We start from the raw sequence: 22,975 nt of genomic DNA, 5'->3' as shown, positions 1-22,975 counted from the left end.
TCTTAAAACACCTTTATAGCGTACTAAGGCGGAGTTCATAAAAATATTGCACGCTTGGATGCTTTAACTTTATTGTCTCGCTCATGTTTAGTATCCGCTTCTTTCCGACTCGTCTATCCACCAGAGCCAGAATATTTAATAAGATATCATTGCTCTCCATGCTTTCCTCTATAGATCGGGCTAGGAACTTAGTAGCTTCTACGGTAAAGTTTGATTTGCTTAAAGTTGACTGAGCTGACAGAAGCTCTTTGGCAAGCTCGGATATTCTTCTGCCTCTTGCAATTACTTGCAGACGCTCTTCCGGTACCAGACCCTTGGTATCGTTCCTGACCGCTTCAATTTCTTCTTTATGAATCGGAATTTGAATAGCGGAATCATTCTTAATTTCCTGCTCTGTCTGATACCACTTAATTAATGTAGTTAAATCATTCATGTTGAGCACATTCTTCTTATCTACCGCAATATAACAATGACCTGCTTTATCAGGTGTATAACGGTAGCTTGTTGCACGGTATTCGACCCTGCCTATTAATGCAGGACAAAGAAAACTCTCCAGTTGTTGTTTCAATTTACTCCAAGACATAGTATCCTCCGATGTTCTGTGAGACAGCAGTACAAGTCTATGCTACAGTCACGATGATGGGCTGGTTTCATTTTACCACAGGTTCAAGAAGAATCTTAAGCACAAAAAACCGCCTCGTATGGAGGCGGTTCATCGATCGTTGTTCGGACCTCATTAACGTTTAAGCAGGTTAATGTGATCGAGATTCGTGCCGGAATTGAATATAAACGCCAGTTTATAGGGTCCGCGGTTGTAAGTGATCTTCTGTTGCACCAAGGAGCCATTGCGAATCTTGACCGATGCGGAAGGTGCACCCCAAGCTGCGAAGAGCATACGTTTCGTTATCCCGCCGATATTTGTCTCTCGTTCGACATTGGTCCCGAAGTACCGGATTTCTCGAACTTTATTCAGTTTATAAGCGACGGCATATCCGGGGTGCCCCATCTCGGCAGAATACATGTCGAACCCGTCCGCATCCGTTCGCGTTTTGTCTGGCTGGCCGATGATGCCAAGCACGTTCTTTCTGGTACTTACCCCGACTTTCACCCCGTTCACCGAGCCGGGAAACCTGCCATTCAGCGCAGGCTTATAGAAGCTGTTCAGTACCTTCTTCGCCATTGCCGCGTCTGACGCGCTCATTTGGCGCATCGGCTTTGCAGCTTCATTGGCGTTGGCCTGAGCAGCTTCGGTAAGTCCGGTCATCAGTAATAGGCTGGCTAGCAATACGGCTTGCGTATTTCGTAATATTCGATTCATGATTAAGTAACCTCCTGCGTAGCGTGGTCGAGCCGGAAATGCAGCTCCTCCCTGATAAGTTACCCCTGCGCAGAAATGATTATAACGGACAACTATAACATGCAGAGAATGGCACCTTTGTGGGTGCCATTCTCAATGTTTCACCAGTTCGCTAACCTTAAACCTTAAACATTTTCATAATCGGCATAATGGATTTGATCATCCCGTAGCCCATCTTCATCATTGGGAATGTTTTGCCCATATTCCCCATCAAGCCCATCATACTTTCAAAGCTTCCAAAGTTACCAAAGCCTCCGCCTAATCCGCTTGCAATGCTTCCTCCGCCGAAGCCCCCTGCACCGGAAAAGATACCCCCGCCAAACATCGAACCGCCCCCAACTAAGGATCCCATCAGTCCGGGAATAAAACTGGAAACCGTTGCTTTACTTCCACGTTTGGTCGTGATCAGCTTTGTTTTCCGAGGACTTCTCTGGCCGGACAAAATCAGTTGTCCACTCTTTGCATCTGTGACCATACCCCAATAAGAGCTGCCGTCCACTAATTCGATATACACCGGTTGACCTATCCATTGCTTAGCGCTGTTCTTGGTCATCTTTGATTTTACAGCCATCAATCATCACCTCTTTTCTATAGGTATTACAATCTATTCAAGCACTTGCAAGCCGTCTGTACACTTATTACCAAAATTATAGCATTGAGAAAATGGCGAAAGTTTCTTATTTTTAAGAGGCTATCGTTTTTTTAAGGCTGCTAGAATTGACAACTAGATTAGAGGTGTAAGATGAAAAGATCGATTATTGCATTGTTTTCGCTTTTGTTACCGCTCTCTTTTACTCCTATGGCTTCTCATGCGGCACCTGCAACGATTAAATTGTTTCTTGAAGGACACCAGCTAAGTTCGGCCGTTGCTCCACGTATGGTCAATCAGACCACGATGGTACCGATTCGCGTCATTGCGGATGGTTTAGGTGTAAACGTTACATGGAATAAGAAGAGCCAGATTGCAACTCTTGAAGGCGATAAGACGACAATCGTACTACCGATTAACGGTACCTATGCGATTCAGGATGGAAAAATGCTGCGTCTGGAGCAGCCGCCAATTGTCATTAATGGCGTAACGCTGCTTCCGATTCGTTTCGTCGCCGAGAACCTGGGTCTTCTCGTGAAGTGGGACGCGTCAGCTTACGCTGTTCGTTTATGGAGAACGAATAGCGATGTATCCGGCAGCGATCCTGCCACCGATCCGAACGTACCTGCAATCCCTCCGGATCAATATCCTTCACTTGAATCCATTCAATTTGCCAATCATCGTTTAACGATCGGAACTAGCGGGAACTTCTCTCCTATCGTCTCCACGTCAACTGACCCGGATCGTATGGTCATCGATCTGCCGGGTGTAACGTTTAATGGGACAATAAGCGAGCCAGCCGAGAATGCGTGGGGTGAAGTGTCGAACATTTCTCCGAGCGACCCTTATGTTTCAGCTATTCATTATCGAATGAAGGAAGCGGATACATCGACCATTCAAGTCGTAGCGGATTTAAAACAACATGCGAACGTTCAAATTGAAAACTCAGGCGACCCGTCTAAGCTGGTCATTCGTTATGAAGCGAAGACAACGACAAACCCGGGGTTGAAGTCGGCCATTTATATTTATCAATCGCATAATCGGGAATCGTGGATCCCTGAATTGCCCGGCGTAACGAACCCCGATTTCGCATACAATGCGACAACCAATGTCGCTATGTTAGGGGCACGACTGACCGGCGTGCTGCAAGCGCTTGGCGCTGAGGTTTATCATACTTCATATGACTACGCATCGATCTATGGAAGCCAATTTAATTACGGAAAATCCTATGTTTACTCGGAGAAATCGATCATGAATCAATTATCTCTGCATCCGCAAATCAAATATTTATTTGATATTCATCGTGATACGAGTCCCAGAAGCGAGACGACAGTCCATATTCGCGGATCGAATTACGCCAAATTATATTTCGTTATCGGGCTGGAGAATCCGAATTGGAAGCAGAATGATGCCTTCGCCAAGAAAATACAAGCGTTGATCACGGCTAATTACCCTGGTCTATCCAGAGGAATCTACTATAAAGATAATAGCGTCGGCAACGGGTGGTATAATCAGAACTACTCTCCTACCAGCGCATTAATCGAAGTCGGCGGCACGGCTAATACATTGGCGGAATCGAATAGAACGATGGATATCCTGGCACAAGCCATCAATCAAATTCGTTTGAGCGGTCAATGATTGGCTCTCGGTGCTCAAGTCCTCGAACTCATAGAAACGGCAGCCATTCCCGGCTGCCGTTCTTTCATTATCCATCTACCGTACCTGATTATTGTACAGAGTTTGAAAATATCCTGTCGACGTTTCCCCATGTATCCTAGCTAATTCTTTCAATCCGTATGCCCCATATTGTTGAAACAAGCCATTCAAATTTTTCTGGAAATCTTCTTCTCGATCCCCAAGAGACATCCGCTGTGCCAAGGCCGCATGGTAGACCCATGATGACGGCAAGCACTTTGGCCGCCAGTTAGATAAAGTACCCATATAGTAGGCATATCCAATAAGCAAGCTATCGTCCTCATAGCCCTGCTTGCCTGGTAGAAACCGATGATCGTATCCGCCAATATGACGCAGTGCACTTGATTTATGTATGACGGGGTGTACGAATCCTTCTTGCGGTTCCGTCGAATGTAATTGATCGCTGATCTCCTTCAAAATCATGAGCACGTTCTCCAGATTAAATCCCTCAGCCAGCAGCACCGGATGTTTCTGGTTGTGATAAGGATGTAAATGTCCACTTTCCGTTAATATGCATGGAGAAATCATCGGATCGTTTGAGTTTTCCAAATAGCTCAACAATGGTTCATGCCAGTTCGGCGGGAAAATCATGTCGGGATGAATTTCCGAGATGAATGGAACTTCAGGGAAGTTCGCCCAAATATATTCAAAACAACTTTGTCTGGCTTTGGGGATTCCTACATTCTTGCCTTCTCCCAGAATGATAACTTTCAAGGAATAGGATGCCAGCAGCTTCTCAATCTCTTGCTCCACTAAGCAGCCTTGATTATAGATGACAACACGAACGTTCTTCGAATAACTCAGGCTTTCAAAACAAGTTTCCATCAACTTCAAGTCATAATCCTTATCATCCGTTCGGATGAAAAAAGGCATCGTATGTATGATTTCCATGCGCTTCACCCCCTTCATTATTGCATCATGATCCAACTCATATACTGGATATATATTAGTATGGCGTAAGTCTTAGTCTTTCGTTGTATACCAGGTTCTGAGCAGTTCTAATGGAATAGGACGAGTTTGAACGAAATAAAATGTGTCAAACGTATGTAAAAGGCGGAGGTCAAATGACAAATTTTAATTTCCAAGTGACAACCGGAATTCTGCCGAAATTTGAGCCAAGCATCGCGGTTAATCTTCTCATTCCCGGCATCGTGCTGGCTACTGCAACTGATCATACGGACGGGGAGTCTCCTAAAGTAGGCCTCTATCGTTCGTTGAACGGAGGTGATACCTGGACCACCTCCTTGCTTCCGCTTCCGCCTGGAATATTTACCGGAGCGGAATGCGCGTCGGTGGCTTACAAATTTCCAAGCACCTTTATCGTCAGTGCTCATGTCTTCCCCGGCCATCAATTCGGATCGACATATGTCTATATTTCTAACGATAATGGCACAACCTTCAGCAATCCGATCCTAGTCGCTCCTGGCTACGGAACGTACATAAATAATGACGAAACCTTTCTAATCGCCGATAACGGACAATCGAGCCCCTACTTGGGCAATGTTTATGTAGTCAGGGCGAATCAGTTCAATGTAGCTAACGGAGGCAATATTACGGCTTTCTTAGACCGTTCGAGAGATGGCGGCTTGACCTGGGATACTCCTATTCTGCTCTCCAGCGTCACAGATAAAGTGCGGAGACCTGCTGTAACGGTAGATGTAACGGGGATTGTTTATGCGTCTTGGATTACGGTAAATGCGCCAAATGATCGCTATTACGTTCGGCGTTCGCTAGACGGAGGTACGACCTTCGGTCCGCCTATCATCGTCTCTGTCGTCGACCCGGTTCCGTTGGTGCTTCCGGTACCCGGCTATGGTTTTAGGGTACTGACATATCCAAGCATTTCCTGTGATCGATCCCTCGGTCCTAATACCGGTGCGGTGTATGCGGTGTGGCAGGATAACCGTGAAGGCTACGCGGACATCTTCCTCGCGAAATCAACCAATGAAGGGATGACGTGGTCGGCACCGGTCAGCATTACCGGAGCTCCGGCTGGTTCGCAGAACTTCTTCCCTTTCATCGACGTGGACCCATTAACCGGCGTAGTCAATATCGTGTATTACAGCAATCAGGTAGATGGCTTCAATCTCGACGTGTTTGTGGCGCGCTCCATTAATGGAGCGCAAACGTTTACGAATACAAGAATCACGAACGTCTCCTTCAACCCGAATGCGGGGCAGATCGGCCCTACCCCGGTTTCCACAATCGGCGATTATATCACGATCACGAGCGTCCCTCCCGGCGGCTATATTGCAACTTGGATGAGCACGGCGCCTGGATCTCAAACCATATTTGCCGGATACTCCGACATCGTCATTCCTTAGCCATAGCGTTTAAATAAGAAATGACTACCTAAGGAGGGGCACCTAAAAACAAAAAAGGCGTCACAGGTTTCATAACTGTGGCGCCATTTCTCGTCTTCTGTTACCAGACAGTCGAATACTGATCATCACTGACTTCCTCTAACCAATCGACCGCTTTACCGTCCAATCGTTCTTGAATCGCGATATGAGTCATCGCCGTCATTGGTGAAGCGCCGTGCCAATGTTTCTCCCCAGGCGGAAACCAAACCACGTCACCGGGACAAATCTCCTCGATTTGGCCTCCCCATCGTTGTACCCTTCCTTTGCCTGCTGTAATAATCAACGTTTGTCCCAGCGGATGCGTATGCCATGCTGTCCGAGCTCCCGGCTCAAACGTAACGCTGGCTGCAACTACACGCGCCGGATCAGCTGCCTCAATCAAGGGATCGATGCGAACCGTACCGGTAAAATAATCGGACGAGCCTTTGCCTGAAGGTTGTGAGCCAATTCTTCTGATTTCCATATTGTCATTACCTCCGTTTGAGTGATGTATAGGGGATATGTTAATCGAATTGATGCGGTTAATCAACTTTTGTCTAACCTATTCAAGTTGTTTGTCCAATCCTATGTAATCCATGCTGCATATGTATTAATAAAGTAATCGCGGTAGGTGAGAGCGTTGTGACAAGATCGGTCCATCACCTTCTAGTACCAACATTCTGGTAACGGTGATTAGAGGTTTAACAACCTCGGGAATATCAGTTTTTTCGGCTTTACAAAATTTAAATACGAATGTACTGGGGCCGCAAATCATATCCTTCTCAGGATCGGACTTCAATGCCCCGAATACTGCAAATGTCGCGTACACTGTATTTATCCAAGCAACTCTTGTAGGTGTTACAAGGGTCGGTCCGGAAAGCGTTAATTTTACAGCAGTATCGGAAGATTGATCGTCGACAAATGTCCACGCAACAAAAACGGCAGCACCTACATAGGCTGCCGTTTCTTTGTTGCTAACGAGACTCCACAATATGTTCGAAAGATGTCGCCTTCGTTCCGCGGATCTCATTGTGTGCGTTAAGGATTGCTTGCTTCAATTTGTCCAAATCCAATTTACCGTCAGCAGAAACGTAATTTGCTTGGCCTACCAGCCTTGTATATTGATCATCAATCACATCTAGATAGCCTGTTTCTTTCAAACGTAAATCCCCCATAAGCTGAAGGCAGCCGTCGGCTAGCAGGCGGTATGCCGGGTTTGTGCTTGCAAAGTAGCCACGTACTTTCAATACGTCTGCAGCGGTTGGGCCTAACTCGATGTTGACATCCTTCAATTTCTGCTCCAGCTGACCGACTACTTCTTTCTCGTCATCCGTTGAAGTCTCATAGGTCTGAGCAGATGAATTTACAGACCTCATCTCGGTTGAGGGAGAGACAGGCTTCACATCGCTTGAGAAGACACCAGCCTGGGTTAGCGCGATGACCAATCCAGTTACAGCCGTAATAATTCCCGCCACTGCTGTCATGATCCCCGGCAGCGTCTGCCACCAAGATTGTGGTTTGCGTGGTTCTTCATTCATGCGATCGTCTCCCTTCTTATTCTTTAGTTCATGCTATTAATCTCAAAATGGATCCTAGTAGCATCATATTCAAATGCTAGAATATCGTGCTCCTCGACGATCTATTATCACGAGAAATAAGCCCGCATTATCGCGGGCTTCATACGGATTATATCGTTATCCTCTGAAATTTGATCGTATACGTCTACTTATCTACTTATAGCCGTCAGCTGACGGGTTCGGAACGAAAGCTCCGCCTCGGCATCGTTTTAAGTAATGCAAGGCATGGACTTGTCCGGTCATCTCCAGTTCATCCTTATAAACGGGGTCATGCCAGCCCTCGATATCGATCGTTCCTTTGTAGCTCGCCTGCATAAGAATGGTAATAATATCCGACCAATTCGTATCGCCGAAACCCGGCGTTCGATCCCAAACAAATCGCTTTGGCCCGCGAAGGCCATACTCTCTAACGATATCCCAAGCTATTGTAGCGTCTTTGCCGTGAACATGAAACACTTTGTCCACCCATTTGCGAAGCTGCGGAATCGGGTCGACTAAAGAATCCATTTGATGTGCGGGCTCCCATTGCAGGCCGATGTTATCCGATGGAATCGCATTAAACATCAACTCCCATGCACTCGGATTCAGTGCGATGTTCCAATCGCCTGAATTCCATGTACCGCCCATTGCGCAATTCTCAAACGCAATCCGAACACCTTTCCCGTCCGCTCTGCGAGAAAGCTCACCGAATACCTCCGCATATTTGGGAATCGAAGCCTCGATGGATAATCCGGTCAGCCTCCCTGTAAAGCCGGCAACGATGTCCGTTCCGAATAGATGTGCGTGATCAATCAATCGTTCCCAGCTGGCTAGCGTGTCTGCATTGTCGCCTTCACCTGTCAGTGGATTTCCGTATACACCAACTGATGAGATAACGAAGTTGTGCTGTGCCGCGAGATCTTCGATTTGCTTTGCTGTTTCTTTAAGCTCTATGCCGCTTGTAGATTGCCCAAACGAAAGGCTGTAAGATTCGAAACCATGCTGCGCGATTTGGGGAATCACCCGTACAGCGTCTCTGCCGCCGACGATCGTACCGATTCGAATTTGCTCTACTGCCACGATAAGCACCACGCTTTGGATGAAGTATTTTCTATGGTCAGTATAGCATTATTTAGCCTAATTAATCTTTTAGAACTTTCACTTTACCCAGTGAATTTGTTCACAGATCCGATTATAATCTTCCAAGCTGTCCAGAAGTGTGAAATTGCTGGTCGGAATGTTTATGGACGAATATTCGTAAAGCAGGATTTCACCATGCTGCAGCTGCCAGGCTGTATGAATGCGGATCACCTTTCTCCCCTCCGTCAGCACCTCATCGACAATGCTCCTGACGATCTGGTTAGAAAACATCAGAATCTCATCTTCCATAACGCTGCAGCTCACAATAATTCCCCCTATGAAGATGTAGTTGACCAATTGACTAACCTTTGCGGATATTCTAACCCATATTAACCCATACACCAATATCGATAGTCGACGTATTGACTAACCAAAACTGATATACTAGGGACGTGGGAGGCGGTTTTATGAATGTTGAAGAATTGGATCGCATGTTAGTTGAATTAACGGATTTGGAGATGCATCTAAGGGACCAGGATCTCTCCGATGAAACGATTAGAAATCGGATTCTTTCACGCGGTACGACCACTCCGTCCATGTCCATGACCCACCCATCCGCGTATCACTACACCTTAGAGGGTGATGTGCTCCGATTACATGTCACAGGGGAAATCTTCTCCATCTCCAGGCACACCAGGTTTGTCCAAATGGTCAAGCACACCCATAACCTCTTTGAAATGAATTACGTTTACAGCGGCACCTTCTACCAAGAGATTCAAGGAGAACGGTTTGAATTCAATGAAGGGGACTTGATTATCCTCAATAAAAATGTGGAGCATTCCATCGACAAAGTAGGCGAGAATGATATCCTAATCAACTTCTTGGCGAAGAATGAGTTTTTTGACGATTCGTTCATTTACAACATTCTTGGCGACAACATCCTCGGCAAGACCATTGCTTCGATCATTAGCGATACTTCCAGAGAGAAGAACTTTCTGTTATTCCATACATCAGACAATTGGCAGATCAAACAAACGATTCAGAACCTATTATGCGAATCATTCGAAAGCAAACAAGCAAACCCCGAGATTGTCAAAGCCTATCTGACGATTCTGTTTACCAGACTAATAGAGAGTGATCGTTACGAATTATTCTTGAACAAAGAAGTCAGACGATCGAATATATCCATTACTGACTTACTGGCCTACCTCAATCAAAACTATCTAAACCTAACATTAGACCAAGCAGCCGAGCACTTTGGATATTCAGCAGAGCATTTAGGCCGGATCATCAAGAGTGTGACCGGGAAAACCTTCTCTTCCTTCGTACAAGAGCACAAATTCAAACATGCGGCGTTGCAGTTAAAATTAACGGATCTAACCGTTGAGGAGATTTCCAAAGCAATCGGATATAACAATTTAACCTTTTTCTATCGAAAGTTCTTTTCCTTCTATGGCGTTACGCCAATGAAATACCGCAAATTGGTAAAAGGTGACGAAGGTAACGCAATATTGTCATGATCGCACAAAAGGAGTTGTTTGCCATTAAGCAAACAACTCCTTACTTGTGACTCCGCAGAAACTTTCCTACCTTGCATTCTCCCGAGCGGACTCTCTCATCAACCGTATACGCGCCATTGATGGTGCGGGGAGCGCACAAATCCTTACGATGTAGCGATCAAACTTCTCGCCCAGCACCTCGTGTTGGAACTCCGACTTGGCTCTGTTGTAGCCGTCACGCACCAAACGTTCACGAAGCTTGGTATCCTTCGCCAGACGAACGACGCGCTCGGCGATTTCATCCGTTGATTGCGGATCGACGAGCAGCCCGGTCACACCGTCCAGCACCGCCTCCGACGCGCCGCCGGAACGACCGGCGATGACCGGCAGGCCCGCCGAAGCCGCCTCCAAATATACGATTCCGAAGCCTTCCGCATCACCCTTCTCCAGCTCTCGGCTAACCATAATGAATTGGTGCGACAGATTGTAATACGCATTTAGACGCTCGCTTCCACTCACGCTGCCCGCGAACAGTACTTCGTCCGCAACCCCATACGACTGAGCAAGCTGTTCCAGCCGTTGACGATCCGGACCGTCGCCGACGATCAGGTACACCGCGTTTGGCATACGTTCCAGTATGGACGGCATGGCTTGAATCACTCGATCATGGCCTTTGCGAGTAACCAAACGTCCGACCGATAACAGCACGTATTTCCCTTCAAGTCCATGCTCGCTCACGAGATCATGATCGATGGGCTGTTTCTCGAACACGCGCTCGACTCCGGGGTTAACGATGCCAATTCGCCGCGGGTCGACGCCATAGTCTTCCACCAGCTTCTTCGTAAACTGACTGTTCGTCAATACGCCGTCAGCGTTGCGCAAGATCAGCTTCACGATCGCGTTCAATCCCACAAATCGCCGAAACATGAGCATATCCATCCCATGTGTGGAAATAACGTAGCGACGTCCGCCGAATACCCGGAACAGCAGACCGATAAATCCGATTAGCACGTACCCGTACAACGTCACGTCCGGTTCTTCGCTGCGCAGCGTCCTGCGTACCTGGCGGAACAAACGCCCCCAGCTGGTTAGGTTGACTCGCTCCTCTTGCAAGAACGAACCGCGATGAATTCGGAAAGGAAGCTCTTGATCGAACGTGTCGCTCCCCGGATATTCAGGTGCGACAACGGTCATCTTGTGCTTGCTATGCATGGACAAGTTATAGTAATAGTTCTGCATGCCGCCAATGCCCGGCGGAAACACGCCCGTTACGAGAACGATTTTTCTACGCTTCGTCATAGGTCCTCACCTTTCTCGTCAAATAGCCGATCGCTCTCACTACCGCCCAGAACAGCACCTCCGCCATGATGTTCCATAAGCGGGCGATCACGGATATATATAACGCCGTTTCGGCGCCAAGCTTGAGCGATAAGAAATACACCAGGAAACCTTCGCGTACCCCAAGCCCGCCAGGCAGAGGACTAAACAAGCCGAGCAGCCAAGATGTCGCAAAGGTACCAGCGGCGTACCACAAGCCGATATGCCCTCGCTCGAAGCTGTTTGTCAGCATCCAAAATGCTATACCCATAATGAAATGACTACCGAGGAAACACGCTAAGCAGCCAAAAAAACGGTTCCTCGACAACCCCGCTTCTTCAGTTCCCGCGATTGATTCCGTTCCACGTAGTCGCGACAGCCGAGCAAAGATTCGCCTCAGAAGCTTCCACCGTGATACTTGAACGAACAGCGTACGAATCGCCGCCGATCCTTTGTCGTAATAGACGTATGCCAACGCAAACAGCAATAGCACGCCGAATATGCATACAGCCGGAGCAATGTCTAAGCTAACCAGCAGAATCAGTGCGTAGCATAGCGCCGCGGATACGAGAAGCACGTTCTCATAGATAATGGCAGCGAGCTGCGCGTTCATCGGTACACCTGCACGCGAAGCAAGTACGACACGTCCCGCATAATTCCAGAAACCGCCGGGGAGGTATTTACCGAACTGCGAGTCGATGAAGATCCGCAATCCGTCCAGCAGCGGCAATTTGACGCCGTTCCTTTGCTTGCCGGATTTCTCGCCTGCCGCGTTCACGATCAACACCCAGATACCTGCTTGCAGCATGAGGAAGAATGCAAATACGGCCATGGACGAATAAAATCGCAAGCTTGCATGCGCCAAGAACGACTCGATGTCAGCGAGCTTCAGCGGCACGTTCCGCAAGACGAAGAAGACGATGATTCCCGCAAGCGCGAGCTTGAGTGCCGTCGGCGCAAGCCTTCGAAGCACCGCCATCTCTCAACCACCTCCCGGCCAGGGTAGAAACCATCCTTCAATGGTAGAACAGAACTGTTTGCGCAGTGTCAACCGCATTTGAGATTAGCATGAATTTTATGGAAAGATGGTACAACGCAAAATGGCTGAGCCTACGTGGCTCAACCATTTTGTAAGGAAGTTCATTTCAAATCTGCCTGCTGTTCTATACTAATGGAGAATGTGAGGTATGAAGCACATGCGTATAATCCATTAACGCTTCCTTGGCCCGCTGGACATCATCCTTATGGACCTGCAATTTCATGGCTGGAACATGCCCTCTTGTGTGCATCGTGCCGGCGACTATGCCGGTAGAAGCCGACGAACCTTCCAGCTCGCGGATGCGGGAGCGGATACCGCGTCCGTGTAAATAGGCATGCTTATCTTGTATTTCCTCCGCTTGATTGCCCGGTGCGGTCAGAACGGTTTTCCAGCGGTTCATGCGAATGATTAGGACGGCTACAAGCAAGAATACCGTGACACCAACGATAATCATGATAACATTCATCGTCATTCACCTCTTCGTTCTGGGGGTTGAATCCCCCCGTTTCCTTTACCTTAACCATCGCCTTTCGGACTTGAACCAAGTGGTCAAGCCTAATTATTTCTCCCAAAGCTCAATCAGTCGGCCCTCAGGATCTGCAATCCATACGAACTTTCCATATTCGCTGCTCTCTGGTTTCTTGGCAAGAGGTACACCAAGATGTGCAAGATGCGCAAGAGTCTCGTCTAGACTATGTACTTGGAAATTCAACATCACTTGTTGTTCGGTCGGAAAATAATGGTCTTCTGCGGTAAAGAAAGACAAGATCGTTTCATTGGCTGATTCAGGCTTTATCATCGTCCCATTCCATTCCGATATGTCAAGCTTCAGCACATCGCCGTACCATTTTTTCACAGCCTCAAGATTGTTGGTTCTCCAAAATATGCCTCCGACACCTTTAATCATCGTATCTGACTCCTGTCTGTTCTTATTCGTAACTAGCCGATTACACCTTCGTCAATTATTCTACCGGCAGGCTACGCGTTTATTTTTTCATAACAGCTCTAAACAAGAAAAATAACAAGACAAGGCATCCTACCGCAACTACAACCGTCACGGTTTTGTTCTTGTTGCTCTGATCATTGGCAGCTGCTTGTATACCTTCTTCAGGTAAAGCATTCTCTGCGGTTTGCGTGGCAGCATTCGACGAATTGACACTCTCTGACGTGTTTGTAGTTTCAGATGATTCATTTGGTTCCGTTTGCGTATTCACTTGCGAGTTCGTGGTTCCTGCGGTACCTGAATCAGGCGCAATCTCAGGTGTCGCCGTATTGCCTTGAACCGGAGCAGATTCTGCCGGCAATGCGACCGTGAACGAATATTCGCCTTTAATATTGTGTCCGTCTTCCCCAATAATTCGCCAATTGACCTTGTAGGTTCCGTCCGTCAGAGGGGCATCGAATACACCTGTTACATTATTCTTCCCGGCTTCAGCCTTGAGAGGAATTTCATTATTCGAAGCATCCGTAACCTGAAGGACGACTACAGGTTCAATCTCAGTTGCAAAAGATAATGTGATCTCACTAAGTAGAGCGGCTACTGTCTCTCCGCTTGCCGGGGTTGAATCTTTCAAATCCGTATGGGCTGATACGGTTTGCGGGAGTATAAGAACCGCGAACAGTATGAAGCATAATGCCAAATATTTATTCATCTATGTATCTCCTTCTTGAGAATGAGGTCCTAACAATTGTACCATGTCAGCATTCTCTTGAGATGACTCTTTCGGGCTATAGAATGAATCTTGATTCTCCCATAATGAGCAAACGGCAGCCGGATATGTTAGCCGGCTGCCGTAAAGTTTGTATAAAGGTATCAGACTAAGAAGCTTGAGCGGTTACTTTAACATCATCAAAGTAAAGGGTAGTCAATCCTTCGAATCCTGAATCCGCTCCGATAAGAATATAAATTTCGCCCTTGGCGTTAGCCGTCACCTTGGCGCTGTAATCAAACTCAACGCGTTGATAGCCATCCTTCCCAGCATCAGGCTTAGCAGCATTGCCAATTACTTTAACATCTTTGCCACCGGCTCCTTGGCTGCCGATGTCCACGTTCATTCGGTAATATTCCGACCCCGGAGAAGAGGTTTGAACCGATAAAGGTTCGTTCGCCAGAATACCGGCCTTCAGAAATACAGATTCAGCAGGAGAGCCGCCAATACCGCTCATTCCTCCGCCCGCCTCCGTGTACATGGCAAACTTCAAATTAACTTGATACGAAGTATTGGCTTTGAAGCCGCTGATTCCTTTGGATAGATACATAAACAAATCATCGCTGCGATTATGTCCCGAGAGCTTCAAGCCATAATTAGCCGTATTCTTGTCGATGGGAAGCAATTTATGGGCATAATCCAGTTCATAAATCTCTTTATCATAATCAACCGGCATATCGGCAAAGCCCCCCTTCCATCCTTCCATATCCTTAGTAAATTGATAATTGAAGTCTATACGGATTGGGGTTTGCTTCTGGTTGGTTAGCGTAATCTTGTGTGCTGCGGGTTCCCATTGTAGACGGACGCCCATAAGTGCAGCGAGCGAACGCGCAGGAACGAACACAGTGCCTTTTGTCTGGCGGACTTGCTCAGGAAGCTTGATTTTCTCTCCCTTCGCATTCACCGCATAGGTAGAATTCATTGTGAATGTAATCGCGCCAAAGCCTTCTCCTGACAATGTGATCATCTGATTCTTGTCATTCCAGCCGATTGATGCACCAAGAGAATCAGCAGCTGCTCTAACCGGAACCATCGTACTTCCATTTGCAATGAAAGGTGCTGCCGGAAGACTATGCTTACCTGTGTTATTGCTATAATTAACATCATTAATTTTGAAGGTTACAGCAGAAGAAGCAGCAGCATTAGTCGGCTTACTTTCTGCTCCGTGTGCGAATGGCGCAATGCCTGTCGAAATGACAGTTGCGAAAACAAGACTAGACAACATGATAGATTTTCTATTCATCAATTATATTCTTCCTTTCTACCGGGATGTACGTTCTAGACGCAATGATTATTCAAAAGGTTTCAGCATAACTACCGTAACTATTTAACAATAATTTCTAGACATTTCCCTGCCAAATAGAAAAAAGCTTGATTTCTCAAGCTTTTGCTCTAGTTCACGATATCGAATACGGTCACGATAACGCCGTCTGTATTGTTGCCTGATATTTCGTAGTTGCCGATCACGGGCACGTGAAGCGTCGTGTTCGAAGCTACCGGAAAATAATAAACGATATATGTTTTTCCCTCTACGACGGTTGTTATCGATTTGCGTTCTTTCAAGTGTTCCAGATATTCTTCGAACGCCCAATGATTTTCTTGCATGATTGCGCTGTGCGGAAGCCCGACGTACCGAATATGCCAAGGCTCATGAATGACGCCTGTAATTTCCGTTTTATCTTCCGGATACCGAACGATGAACCCGTATTTCCACGCATTCTGCTTCAGCCATATCCCTTCAGGAGCGTCTTTCATCTGCGCTGTAGTCGAACCGATGTCTAACGCAAGTCCCAAGCTATGCTCGCTATGTCCCGGAACCGCTGCAATTTCCGGACCCAGCTGATCGTAAAGCGCTTGCTGCTCCTCGTCACTGCGGTAACCGCTGCTAATCAGAAAGTTTTTGACTTTGTCAGAGGCGGCGTGCTTGATCATCGTAGTGAACTTTTTAGTCAGCTCAGGTGATAACCTAATCGTGTTGTCCAGTAAACCAAATCCATCCAACAACTCCTTATGCTTAAATAAGTTAACCGCTTTGGCGTCTGCACGGTTAGGGGGTACAGCAATTTCCTCATTCACGAGAAGCAGGTTTCCCTTATGTACCTGGTCAAGCTCGACTTGGAACGTCAATTCGTTGATCGGCAGGCTATTATCCGAGGTATGCGAGATTGGTGTTTCATTCGAGTCCCCCCCTTGCGCAGTTTGTTCAACCGGTAGTTTGGTCTCTCCATCGGATTGGAATCGCACGTAGATTGTCCCCAGCAACACTAACACTGCAAGCATAAAAAGCCAGTTTCTCATTTCTTGTTTCCTCCTCCTAATCTCTCTTTCACTAGGTTAAAGAAAACATTTAAAGATTAAGTAAGTGAAATACTTAAATATTCATAAAAAAAGAGGCTTCTCCCCGATTGTCGTCGACACTGAAAGGATTTAGCACCTCCCGTGTCTAAACCATTACAAATCTCAGAGCAAGAGCTGTTCTCGATGACATTCGAAAACGCTCCTATCGGCATGGCCTTGGTGTCGAACGGTCATTGAAATTATTGAGCCTCTATACAATTAACGCCAGTAGGCAGCCGAACACTTCGTCGGCTGCCTACCTATTGTTCTACAGCATTTAGTTAAATACCGAGGCCGCCGGCAATGGAGAGCTCCGTTCCGGTTACCTGATTGGATTCGTCCGATAGCAGATAAACCACGCCATAGGCCATATCCTCCGTCGTCTGCATGCGCCCGCTGGGTACGCGGGTTGCCGCCCATTCGTTGAGCTGATCGACCGAATAGCCCATTTTCGCATGCAGCTCCACTTCCCCTTCGGATGCGACCCAGCCAACGGTCACCCAGTTCGAGCGAATGCCATCCCTGGCATAATGGACCCCGATATTGCGGTTAAGCGTCCGCAGTGCGCCTTTTGAGCATGCATACGCGACAAGATCCTGCGAGCCACGAAATCCGTTCGTGGAACCGATTTGAACGATTGAACCGCCGCCTGTCTTCTGCATCTCCGATATGGCATATTTCGAGCAGAAGAAAGCTCCTTTCACGTTGACAGCGAAGATCGAATCGAATAGCTCCTCCGTCGTTTCCAGTATCGTACTTCTCGGGAAAATTCCCGCATTATTGACCAGGCCATCGATGCGTCCGAAATATGCGACGGTTTCCTCGATCAATTCGCGGCAAGCCGCCTCGCTGCTAATATCCTTCCGGATAAACAGCGCTTTCGTGCCGAATTCCTCAACCATCTGGGAGACAACCTGACTTCCATCCTGCTCGTTCCTCCCGGTAATCACCACTGAAGCACCTTCAGCCGCGCACATGCGAGCGATTCCTTTGCCGATTCCTCTCGTTCCGCCTGTTACTACGATCACTTTGCCTTCCAGACGAGGTTTACCCATGAATATTCAGCCTCCGGTCTATTGCTTAGCTCTGGTTAATCGCAATGCTTCCATTCCCGCTTGCAATGTTTCGACAATTCGATCCACATCATAAATGCTTCCCCTCCAGGTACCTCCGCTTGCAGCCTGAAGCGCCGCCCATAGCCGGGTATCGTCCGGCAATGATGGGTTTGGAGCAAGGTTTGGATGAAGAGGGCGAGCAGCCAATACGACAGCACCGGCCTCCGGGCTGAAACGCTCTTCGCCCTGACCTATGAAATGAATGCTGCCTTCCAACTTATTGCGATCAATGTAAACATCAATCCAATCGCCGTTTCGCACTTTGCCCAGCGGCCCTCCGGCCAATGCTTCGGGACTAATGTGTCCGATGCAAGCCCCGGTTGAAACACCGGAGAAACGAGCATCCGTGAGTAATGTCACACGTTTGCCGAACGGAAGATGCTTTAATGCGGATGTTAATTGGTAGGTCTCCTCCATCCCCGTTCCGGATGGACCACCGCCCATTAGCACGATTACATCGCCTGCATGAATCTGACCGAGCTTGATCGCCTTTACGGCTTCTTTCTCGGATGTAAACACCTTTGCCTGACCGACATGGCGGTACACGCCGTCTTCGCCGACAACGTCGGGATCGATAGAAGTGGACTTAATGACGGATCCTTCAGGAGCAAGATTGCCGATTGGAAAAGTTACCGTCGATGTCAGTCCCCTGCTTGAAGCTCGTTGCGGGTTCATAATCACCTGATCCGGGTCAATGCCGTCGATTTCTTGCAGCCGTTTGCGTACGTTATGGCGCCGCTCGGAATCCTCCCACCAATCCAAGAGAGCATCAAGGGACTCGCCTGAGACGGTCTTTACTTTCAATTGGAGCAGACCGAGTTTACGAAGATGCAGCATGACCTCCGGGACACCTCCGGCCATAAACACACGAATAGTAGGATGATATTCAGGTCCGTTCGGCAGCACGCTCACAAGACGCGGAACTGCCTTGTTCACGCGTGTCCAATCCGCAACATCGGGCATACGGCATGAAGCCGCATAGGCGATAGCCGGAATATGCAGCAGCAAATTCGTGGATCCGCCGAAGGCCGCATGAACAGCCATAGCATTCTCAAAGGCAGCATCCGTCAATATATCACGCATGGTCATTCCGTTCGCATGCATCCATTGAACGGCCCTCGCGGATTGACGGGCCATATCGCTCCATATCGGCTGGCCGGAAGGCGCGAGTGCCGAATGCATGAGTGACATGCCAAGCGCTTCGGCGACAACTTGAGCTGAGGCGGCGGTGCCGAGAAACTGGCAGCCGCCTCCCGGCGTAGCGCATACCCGGCAGCCGAGATCGGCCGCTTCGTCGAGCGAAATTTGTCCATGCGCGAAACGTGTCCCCATGGTTTGGATTTTAGCCGCATCTTCACCGGCTGTCGGAGGCAGCGTGACGCCGCCCGGAACTATGATCGCGGGTAGATCGTGCATTGCGGCTAAGGCAATCATCATGGCGGGCAGTCCTTTGTCACAGGTTCCTATCCCAATTACGCCGCTCCTAGTCGGAAGCGACCGGATCAACCGCCGGTACACCATAGCCGCATCGTTACGGTAAGGCAGCGAGTCGAACATTCCGGTAGTCCCTTGCGAACGTCCGTCGCAGGGATCGCTGACATACGCGGCAAAAGGAACTCCGCCGAGTGCGGACACTTCAAGTGCCGCTTCTTTGACGAGAAGACCGACTTCCCAATGACCGGTATGATAGCCAAGAGCGATAGGTGTGCCGTCTTCGCCCCGGACGCCACCCTGCGTGCTAAGAATAAGAACTTGCTTGCCGAGAAGCCGCTCCGGTTTCCAACCCATGCCGACATTTTGGCTCATGCCGAATAGATCCCCGCTCGGAAGATTCATCAGCATCTCGGAAGTGAGCGGCAGCTTGCCCTCCGGACCGGCTGCGTGCGTAAAGATGTTGTAGTTGCTCGGCTTCTCTGACCCCATGATAAAACGGATTGCTTCGGTCATCGTTCAATTTCACCCTCAGCTTCATTATTTCCAGCATACGATCGTTTCGCCGGACAAGGCATCCGATGCAGAACCACATAGAAACAGGACAATATTAGACATATCCTCGGGCTGAGCGATGCGCTGTAAGCGCGATCTCCCTTCTTCGCTATGTACAGTCCGCGTTGCAAGGAATCTGCCGGTATAGGTTGGAGCGGGAGAAATGCAGTTCACATTCACATCGTACGGACGCAATTGCTCCGCCAAGCTTCTCGTATAAGAAGATATACCCGTTTTGGCTGCTGCATAAATAATTCCGTTCGTTACCGGAACATGCCCTGCAATGGAGCCCACATTCACGATTTTGCCGGATCTTCTGTTCCGCATATAAGTACCTGCAAACTTACAGGTATACATCGTGGATAACAGATTGCGTTCAACAACCGAACGAATATCGTCGATGGATATATCCAGCGCATCATTCGGATCCGGGCGAGGATTGTTTAAGCCGATATCGCCACCTGCGTTATTCACGAGAATATCCAAAGAGCCCAGCTCGTTAATTGTGCTTGCAATCAGTCGTTCCGCTTGCTGCGGGTCCGCCAGATCAGCCGCAAAGAATGCCGACTTGACACCCAGCTGTCTGATTTCTTCGGCAACCGCATGGCCTGACGCCGCTTCATTGAATTCAGCCGCTGAGCTGTCCCGAATGTCATGGATGATCACATTAGCGCCGGCACGGGCTAAGTCGAGCGCGTATTGCTTGCCAAGTCCTCGGCTGGAACCGGTAACCAACGCATTTCTCCCTTGAAATCCTGTCGCATGCATAGGGATCCCTCCTATTTGATTGCAGATTCAGAGCGTTTCTCATGCTCGCGGATATGTTTGGAGAGGTATGCCATCGCGACGTCCATCTCTTCCAACTCGTACTTGGCAATATCATCCGGCGACTGAGCCTGCTCGAATGGCGTTCTCCAATCGCCCTTCTGTCTGGCCCGATCTTCAACGAAACGCAGCAGCCTGGATAGCTGCCTCGCCGTGCGGGGCGGGTACTCGGTCCAATAATCCTCCCGAAGCACTCGCACAAGCCGGGCTTCCAGCGCACCGTGTTCCACGGACATCGTTACGTCCGGGTTCCGTTCGCTCAACAGCGCAAAGAGGTCCGGAAAATCAATGACGCCTTGTCCGATCGGACAGCGCACGAGCCTGTATCCCTCATCCGACCCGTAAATCTTATAATCCTTCAAGTGTGCGTTCTTGACATACGGCGCCACGCTTCGGAAGAAGTCTGCGGGATGCTCGGCTGTCGCAAGCGGATTGCCGGTGTCCAGCGTAATGCCGAAACGCTCGGAGTCAATCGTGTCACAGAGCCATAGTAATTCCTCGGATGCCAAATCCTGATGGTTCTCCACCGTCAGGTTGACGCCGATCGTTTCGGCGACTTCCACGGCTTCTTGAAACGCACTTAAGACCTGCTTCAGAAAAGGCTGCCAGCTTCCTGCCATATGACGGCGATCACCGCCGATCTTAGCCCCGCCTACAACGGTACGAAGCGTAAGCGCGCCCGCCATCTTCGATAGGTGAAGCGCTTTCATGAGTGACGTGGGTTCGAAGCCCCCAGTGGCGACATTCACGAACATACCTTTCTTACCGGCATAAGTTGCAACTTCTCCTGGGTCGCTCTGTGAAAGCACGTCTAACGGAATTTCAACGCCTTGAAGGCCATACGCTTCAGCCATGTCGATTTGGTCTCGAGCCGTAATACGGACCCGATTAGACCCGGCATGCAGCCCCATATGAAATACCGTGCCATACGCGGTAAGTCCGAATCTCATCTCGTTTCCCTCCTTATTCCGCTGTCACACCGCGGATTAGCAGTCATTAATAGGCAACTACTGAACAGGTGCAGCATCATTAATGCTTTTCCAATATTTCACTTTACAACTGAAAAGTCTGTCGATATAACACGAGTGCCTATAATTTTCTGTTCGCTTGTTTAGCAAGAATCGCCTTCGATTATATACATGATCATTTCACAGATTCTCATCATCAGAGTGTATACCTTTTCAGATTTGAAACTCGTACAATGGTACCAACAAGGAGGTGGTCCCGGTGTTGAATTTGCAAGTGTTCATTGGCAGCGTGTTTGTCGCCGGAATATTATCCTTCTTCTCTCCCTGCATACTGCCTATGCTGCCCGTGTATTTAGCCAATCTCGGCGGTACTGCACCGGGAAGTGCAACGAAAGTTGTCCGGATCGGAAGGCTGCGTTTCCATCCATCCCTAATTGGGAATACCTTATTTTTCACGCTCGGGATATCCTTCGTGTTCGTGCTGCTTGGTTTCGGAGCGGGAAGTCTTGGGCATGTCATTAATACCAGTTGGTTCACACATGTATGCGGGATCATCGTGATTGTATTCGGAGTATTCCAGACGGGGATCATTACGTTACTCTTCTTGCAGCGTGAGAAGAAGCTCGCTGTAGCATGGAGAGGACAAATGGGCTTCGCTTCCGCTTTCCTGCTTGGCTTCACATTCAGCTTTGGCTGGACGCCATGTATTGGCCCTATTCTCGCGGCGGTGCTCAGTTTATCGGCCAGCGAAGGGTCCGCCCTTCAAGGCGGAGGTTACATGCTCGTGTACGCACTTGGTTTATCGATTCCGTTTATTATCCTTTCCCTGTTCTCGGATCTGTTAATCGGACGATTACGTGCCTTCAATAAGCATCTGCCGAAGCTGAAAGTCGTATCCGGCCTGCTGCTTATCGTCATGGGAATTCTGCTTATGACGAATAAGCTGAATATGATTACGGCGTGGTTTAGTTAATCGTCGCTCAAGAGTTGCTATACAAGGAGGTTTATCATAATGAAACCAACAACCAGGTCGCTGCATGTCATTCCCCTGTTCATCCTGCTGTTTCTGCTGGCAGCTTGCGGCAATACGAATGCTGACCAATCAGCATCGACCGCGATAAACAAAGGCTCAGCCGCACCGAAATTTGATCTGAAAGATCTCGATGGGAATCAAGTCACGCTAGCCGGTCTAGCCGGCCAGAAGGTCTATGTGAAATATTGGGCTTCTTGGTGCCCGATCTGTCTCGCAGGCATGGACGAATTGAACACATTAGCGGGTCAAACGAATGACTTCAAGGTGATTACGATCGTTAGTCCGGATTACAACGGCGAGCAATCCGCGAGTGATTTTACAGAGTGGTTCAAGGGCTTGCAAGCGGAAAACACGGCTAACCATGTAACCGTCCTGTTGGATGAAGGCGGCAAATGGGCCAAGGAATTCGGAGTACGCGGCTACCCGACCTCCCTTTACATTGGATCAGACGGAATTCTGGTCAAGAAGGCACCGGGACAAAACTCGAATGATGTGATCACCAGCACGTTCAAATTAATTTCTTAGTCG

Annotated in this window: 24 protein-coding genes; 5 read left to right on the top strand and 19 right to left on the bottom strand. The window is 48.5% G+C overall.

The features are described 5' to 3' along the window. Positions 1 to 13: 13 nt before the first annotated feature. From AC0YN4_RS02380 to AC0YN4_RS02370, 3 genes are all read right to left on the bottom strand, one after another. The gene (locus AC0YN4_RS02380; RefSeq protein WP_475780859.1) at positions 14 to 583 is read right to left on the bottom strand and encodes an SF0329 family protein; all 570 of its coding nucleotides are present in this window, start codon (positions 581 to 583) and stop codon (positions 14 to 16) included. A 153-nt stretch (positions 584 to 736) separates the two neighbouring features. Then, positions 737 to 1,318 (bottom strand): YjgB family protein, encoded by a 582-nt coding sequence (locus tag AC0YN4_RS02375; protein ID WP_475780858.1) that lies wholly within the window; start codon positions 1,316 to 1,318, stop codon positions 737 to 739. 157 nt (positions 1,319 to 1,475) lie between these two features. After that, positions 1,476 to 1,928 (bottom strand): hypothetical protein, encoded by a 453-nt coding sequence (locus tag AC0YN4_RS02370; RefSeq protein WP_475780857.1) that lies wholly within the window; start codon positions 1,926 to 1,928, stop codon positions 1,476 to 1,478. A 171-nt stretch (positions 1,929 to 2,099) separates the two neighbouring features. On the opposite strand from AC0YN4_RS02370, the gene spoIIP reads away from it, so the two are divergent. Continuing rightward, on the top strand, positions 2,100 to 3,584 hold the full coding sequence (gene spoIIP, locus AC0YN4_RS02365; RefSeq protein WP_475835018.1) for a stage II sporulation protein P: 1,485 nt from the start codon (positions 2,100 to 2,102) through the stop codon (positions 3,582 to 3,584). 75 nt (positions 3,585 to 3,659) lie between these two features. Here the strand turns inward: spoIIP and AC0YN4_RS02360 are convergent, their stop codons facing one another. Further along, positions 3,660 to 4,532 (bottom strand): hypothetical protein, encoded by an 873-nt coding sequence (locus AC0YN4_RS02360; protein ID WP_475780855.1) that lies wholly within the window; start codon positions 4,530 to 4,532, stop codon positions 3,660 to 3,662. 173 nt (positions 4,533 to 4,705) lie between these two features. Here AC0YN4_RS02360 and AC0YN4_RS02355 point away from each other — a divergent pair, with 173 nt between their 5' ends. Further along, complete coding sequence (locus AC0YN4_RS02355; protein WP_475780854.1) at positions 4,706 to 5,965, top strand: sialidase family protein; 1,260 nt, start codon at positions 4,706 to 4,708, stop codon at positions 5,963 to 5,965. 100 nt (positions 5,966 to 6,065) lie between these two features. On the opposite strand, the gene AC0YN4_RS02350 is transcribed toward AC0YN4_RS02355, so the two are convergent. The 4 genes from AC0YN4_RS02350 to AC0YN4_RS02335 form a co-directional block, all read right to left on the bottom strand. Beyond that, positions 6,066 to 6,467: a (R)-mandelonitrile lyase gene (locus AC0YN4_RS02350; RefSeq protein ID WP_475780853.1), complete on the bottom strand. Its 402-nt coding sequence runs from the start codon at positions 6,465 to 6,467 to the stop codon at positions 6,066 to 6,068. A 490-nt stretch (positions 6,468 to 6,957) separates the two neighbouring features. Continuing rightward, a complete protein-coding gene (locus AC0YN4_RS02345) occupies positions 6,958 to 7,521 on the bottom strand; it encodes a hypothetical protein (RefSeq protein ID WP_475780852.1) in 564 nt (187 codons plus the stop codon). A gap of 192 nt (positions 7,522 to 7,713) precedes the next feature. Next, positions 7,714 to 8,631, bottom strand: coding sequence for a sugar phosphate isomerase/epimerase family protein (locus AC0YN4_RS02340; protein ID WP_475835017.1), 918 nt, complete (start codon positions 8,629 to 8,631; stop codon positions 7,714 to 7,716). Positions 8,632 to 8,697: 66 nt separating this feature from the next. Beyond that, the gene (locus AC0YN4_RS02335; protein ID WP_475780850.1) at positions 8,698 to 8,943 is read right to left on the bottom strand and encodes a hypothetical protein; all 246 of its coding nucleotides are present in this window, start codon (positions 8,941 to 8,943) and stop codon (positions 8,698 to 8,700) included. Between the two features lie 143 nt (positions 8,944 to 9,086). Here AC0YN4_RS02335 and AC0YN4_RS02330 point away from each other — a divergent pair, with 143 nt between their 5' ends. Continuing rightward, positions 9,087 to 10,139 carry an AraC family transcriptional regulator gene (locus tag AC0YN4_RS02330; protein WP_475835016.1) on the top strand — a complete coding sequence of 351 codons (1,053 nt, stop codon included), beginning with the start codon at positions 9,087 to 9,089 and terminating at the stop codon, positions 10,137 to 10,139. 66 nt (positions 10,140 to 10,205) lie between these two features. On the opposite strand, the gene AC0YN4_RS02325 is transcribed toward AC0YN4_RS02330, so the two are convergent. The 11 genes from AC0YN4_RS02325 to AC0YN4_RS02275 form a co-directional block, all read right to left on the bottom strand. Next, complete coding sequence (locus AC0YN4_RS02325) at positions 10,206 to 11,417, bottom strand: glycosyltransferase family 4 protein (RefSeq protein WP_475780848.1); 1,212 nt, start codon at positions 11,415 to 11,417, stop codon at positions 10,206 to 10,208. Next, positions 11,404 to 12,414, bottom strand: coding sequence for a lysylphosphatidylglycerol synthase domain-containing protein (locus AC0YN4_RS02320; protein WP_475835015.1), 1,011 nt, complete (start codon positions 12,412 to 12,414; stop codon positions 11,404 to 11,406). The genes AC0YN4_RS02325 and AC0YN4_RS02320 overlap by 14 nt, the downstream gene beginning before the upstream one ends. Positions 12,415 to 12,598: 184 nt before the next feature. Further along, positions 12,599 to 12,940: a hypothetical protein gene (locus AC0YN4_RS02315; protein ID WP_475780846.1), complete on the bottom strand. Its 342-nt coding sequence runs from the start codon at positions 12,938 to 12,940 to the stop codon at positions 12,599 to 12,601. 93 nt (positions 12,941 to 13,033) lie between these two features. Next, positions 13,034 to 13,381 carry a VOC family protein gene (locus AC0YN4_RS02310; RefSeq protein WP_475835014.1) on the bottom strand — a complete coding sequence of 116 codons (348 nt, stop codon included), beginning with the start codon at positions 13,379 to 13,381 and terminating at the stop codon, positions 13,034 to 13,036. Between the two features lie 79 nt (positions 13,382 to 13,460). Beyond that, positions 13,461 to 14,126 carry a copper resistance CopC family protein gene (locus AC0YN4_RS02305; protein ID WP_475835013.1) on the bottom strand — a complete coding sequence of 222 codons (666 nt, stop codon included), beginning with the start codon at positions 14,124 to 14,126 and terminating at the stop codon, positions 13,461 to 13,463. Between the two features lie 166 nt (positions 14,127 to 14,292). Further along, positions 14,293 to 15,426, bottom strand: coding sequence for a copper amine oxidase N-terminal domain-containing protein (locus AC0YN4_RS02300; RefSeq protein WP_475835012.1), 1,134 nt, complete (start codon positions 15,424 to 15,426; stop codon positions 14,293 to 14,295). Between the two features lie 149 nt (positions 15,427 to 15,575). Then, a complete protein-coding gene (locus AC0YN4_RS02295; protein ID WP_475835011.1) occupies positions 15,576 to 16,481 on the bottom strand; it encodes a M15 family metallopeptidase in 906 nt (301 codons plus the stop codon). A 320-nt stretch (positions 16,482 to 16,801) separates the two neighbouring features. After that, complete coding sequence (locus AC0YN4_RS02290; protein ID WP_475780841.1) at positions 16,802 to 17,575, bottom strand: SDR family NAD(P)-dependent oxidoreductase; 774 nt, start codon at positions 17,573 to 17,575, stop codon at positions 16,802 to 16,804. An 18-nt stretch (positions 17,576 to 17,593) separates the two neighbouring features. Beyond that, on the bottom strand, positions 17,594 to 19,582 hold the full coding sequence (locus AC0YN4_RS02285; RefSeq protein WP_475835010.1) for a YjhG/YagF family D-xylonate dehydratase: 1,989 nt from the start codon (positions 19,580 to 19,582) through the stop codon (positions 17,594 to 17,596). A gap of 24 nt (positions 19,583 to 19,606) precedes the next feature. Beyond that, positions 19,607 to 20,389, bottom strand: coding sequence for an SDR family NAD(P)-dependent oxidoreductase (locus AC0YN4_RS02280; RefSeq protein WP_475780839.1), 783 nt, complete (start codon positions 20,387 to 20,389; stop codon positions 19,607 to 19,609). Between the two features lie 11 nt (positions 20,390 to 20,400). Then, positions 20,401 to 21,396 carry a sugar phosphate isomerase/epimerase family protein gene (locus AC0YN4_RS02275; RefSeq protein ID WP_475780838.1) on the bottom strand — a complete coding sequence of 332 codons (996 nt, stop codon included), beginning with the start codon at positions 21,394 to 21,396 and terminating at the stop codon, positions 20,401 to 20,403. Positions 21,397 to 21,673: 277 nt separating this feature from the next. Between AC0YN4_RS02275 and AC0YN4_RS02270 the strand changes: the two genes are divergently transcribed. Both AC0YN4_RS02270 and AC0YN4_RS02265 read left to right on the top strand, forming a co-directional pair. Further along, positions 21,674 to 22,387 carry a cytochrome c biogenesis CcdA family protein gene (locus AC0YN4_RS02270; protein WP_475780837.1) on the top strand — a complete coding sequence of 238 codons (714 nt, stop codon included), beginning with the start codon at positions 21,674 to 21,676 and terminating at the stop codon, positions 22,385 to 22,387. Positions 22,388 to 22,426: 39 nt separating this feature from the next. After that, positions 22,427 to 22,972, top strand: coding sequence for a TlpA family protein disulfide reductase (locus AC0YN4_RS02265; RefSeq protein WP_475780836.1), 546 nt, complete (start codon positions 22,427 to 22,429; stop codon positions 22,970 to 22,972). The last annotated feature ends 3 nt before the right edge of the window (positions 22,973 to 22,975 follow it).

It is taken from the genome of Paenibacillus sp. J22R3 (genome assembly GCF_056269305.1).
This window is presented reverse-complemented; position numbering and strand designations above follow the sequence as displayed.